Source organism: Leisingera sp. JC11 (genome assembly GCF_040704725.1).
GTDB lineage: Bacteria > Pseudomonadota > Alphaproteobacteria > Rhodobacterales > Rhodobacteraceae > Leisingera.
Map to the genome: position 1 here is coordinate 1 of NZ_JBFCVS010000057.1, position 2,303 is coordinate 2,303.

The 2,303-nt window shown below is 63.3% G+C and carries 2 protein-coding genes; both read right to left on the minus strand.

The window, feature by feature from the left end:
• Positions 1–78: 78 nt before the first annotated feature.
• Positions 79–921: an IS21-like element helper ATPase IstB gene (istB, locus tag AB1A62_RS22115; RefSeq protein ID WP_366663607.1), complete on the minus strand. Its 843-nt coding sequence runs from the start codon at positions 919–921 to the stop codon at positions 79–81.
• Positions 918–2,150 (minus strand): IS21 family transposase, encoded by a 1,233-nt coding sequence (gene istA / locus AB1A62_RS22120; RefSeq protein WP_366663608.1) that lies wholly within the window; start codon positions 2,148–2,150, stop codon positions 918–920. The genes istB and istA overlap by 4 nt, the downstream gene beginning before the upstream one ends.
• Positions 2,151–2,303 lie beyond the last annotated feature (153 nt).

Genomic DNA, 2,303 nt, shown 5'->3' on the forward strand with positions numbered 1-2,303 from the left:
TGTCAACGCCGTTTGAACTTTCCCCAAAAGTGCCGAAGTAAAATTCCCCACTTGCTTGGTCCCGGTGATCAGCCGGCGTCAGTGATCAGCGGCTCCATTCCTTGTCTTTGGCGGCCGTCCACGGCGCTTCGGCGGCGGCGGGGGTGCGATTGGGGCGTTGGCGCGGACATGCTCGGGTATGAGGTCGGCATGGCTGCGCAGGCGGTAGCTGGCACCTTCGATCTGTATGACCACAGCGTGGTGCAGGAGCCTGTCAAGAAGCGCGGTGGCGACAACGGGATCGCCGAAGACCTCGCCCCATTCGGCGAAGCCGCGGTTTGAGGTGAGGATCATGGCACCCTTTTCGTAGCGGGCGTTGACGAGCTGGAAGAATAGGTTGGCTCCGCCGGTGGTGATTGGCAGGTAACCGATCTCGTCGACGATCAGCAGAGACGCCCGGGCATAGAAGCGGATCTTCTCGGCCAGCCGGCCCTCCCGCTCGGCCTGGCTCAACGCTGCAATCAGATCGGCCAGGGTTGCGCGGTAGACGCTCTTGCCCGCCTTGACCGCAGCCACCCCGAGAGCGGTGGCCAAATGCGATTTTCCCGTGCCTGGCGGGCCAAGAAAGTGGACGACTTCGGCCCGGCGGATGAAGTCGAGCTGGGCCAGTGCCGCGATCCGTTCCCGGTCGAGCGACGGCTGGAAACTGAAGTCAAAGCTCTCGAGCGTCTTGGCGGGCAAGAGTTTGGCGGTGCGCAGCGCCACGTCGATCCGGCGGGTCTCCCGCGTGGCGTATTCCTCGCTCAACAGCGTGTCGATTGCCTCGATGGCGGTAACTTCGCCTTTTTCCAGCTGCTGCAGCGTGTGATCGAGAGCTTCGAGCGCGCGCGGCATCTTGAGGCCGACCAAGGCGCCGCGGATACGATCAAGCATATCGCTCATGACCGGCTCCCCTCGGCCGCAAGCCGGCGTCCGACCGCATCATAGAAGTCCAAGGGGCGGCGCAGCCGCTGCGGCGACGGCGGCAGGGGCGGCCTTGGCGGCGGTGCCTTGCGGTGCGCAGGGTCAACGCGCCGCCGGGCCTTGCCTTCCAGGACCGGATGGCGGGCGATCAGCTGCCCTTCTTCGAAGATGCGCAACTCGGTGGCATGATGCTGGACTTCGAGCGTCCGGCGGCGGGCGGTATCGGGAACGGAGTAGTAGTTCCCGCCAACCGAGATCATCCCGTCCTTGCTCACCCGGCGTTCCACTGTCAGCACAGCGCTGTAGGGAACCGCCGGCAGCGGCTTCAAATGCGCAACCTCTCCGGCAAAGGCCTCGTCGACTACCTGCCGCGTTGTGGCGTGAACCCGGGGATTGGCCACCCCGGTCCGCCAGGCACCAAACTGGGCATTGAGATCATCCATGTTCCGGAATGTGCGGGCCAGGAAGAAGTCCTGGCGGATATAGCGGAATGGCCGTTCAACCTTGCCTTTGGTGCGGGCCCTGTAGGGCTGGCAGGCGCGCGGCACCGTGCCGTAATGGTTCAGGAGTGCCACCAGAGCCCCGTTGTAGGTGACAACCCCGGCTTCATCCTCGCCGATCACGGCCGTTTTCATGCGGTCATAGAGGATTTCTTCAACGGCACCGCCCATGGCAGCGAATGCCGCGATGTGACAGCGCAGGACAGACTGCAGGTTCTGGCTGGCAACAAAGCGGCCCCAAAGCCAGCGGCTATGGCCAAGCACCATCGAGAAAAGCCAAACCTTGCGGACAACGCCGGGATCATCGGTGAACTCCACAGTGAACTCGGCAAAATCGACCTGGGCCTGTTTACCAGGCGGGGTTTCAAACCGCCGCTCAAATTGGGTTTGTTTGGCCGGGCGGACCTCGCGGAGGAAATCGGTCACCATGGTGTAGCCGCCCTCGTAGCCCAGTTCCCGGATTTCGCGCAGCAGGCGGGCGCCGCTCAGATCGGGGAAGGCCTGAACGCGCTCCTGGAGGTAGCGCTCAAAGGGTTCGATGATACGGTCCCGCGGTGCCCGCGGGCCGTAGGCCGGCGCTTCGAGGCCGCGTTCCAGGTGCTTGCGCACCGTCTTGCGGTCACAGCCAACTTTCCGCGCGATCGCGGAAATGCTGAGACCCTGCTTCTTCAGATCATGGATCAAAACGATCTCCCTCAGTCCCTTCACCTGCCTGCCCCTGTCACTCTCTATTTGGAGCATCAGGCCTGTGTCCCGCGGCAGCGCCAATTCCGAATATTTGAGGTTCGGAATTGGCCCTGCCGCTCATGGCTGGGGATTTTTCAAACGGCGGTTTTGGGGAGATTACGTCCGGCGATTACA

Bases quoted from the DNA above. Each gene is read 5' to 3' on its own strand.
- istB (WP_366663607.1), bottom strand. From the start codon at position 921: ATGAGCGATATGCTTGATCGTATCCGCGGCGCCTTGGTCGGCCTCAAG.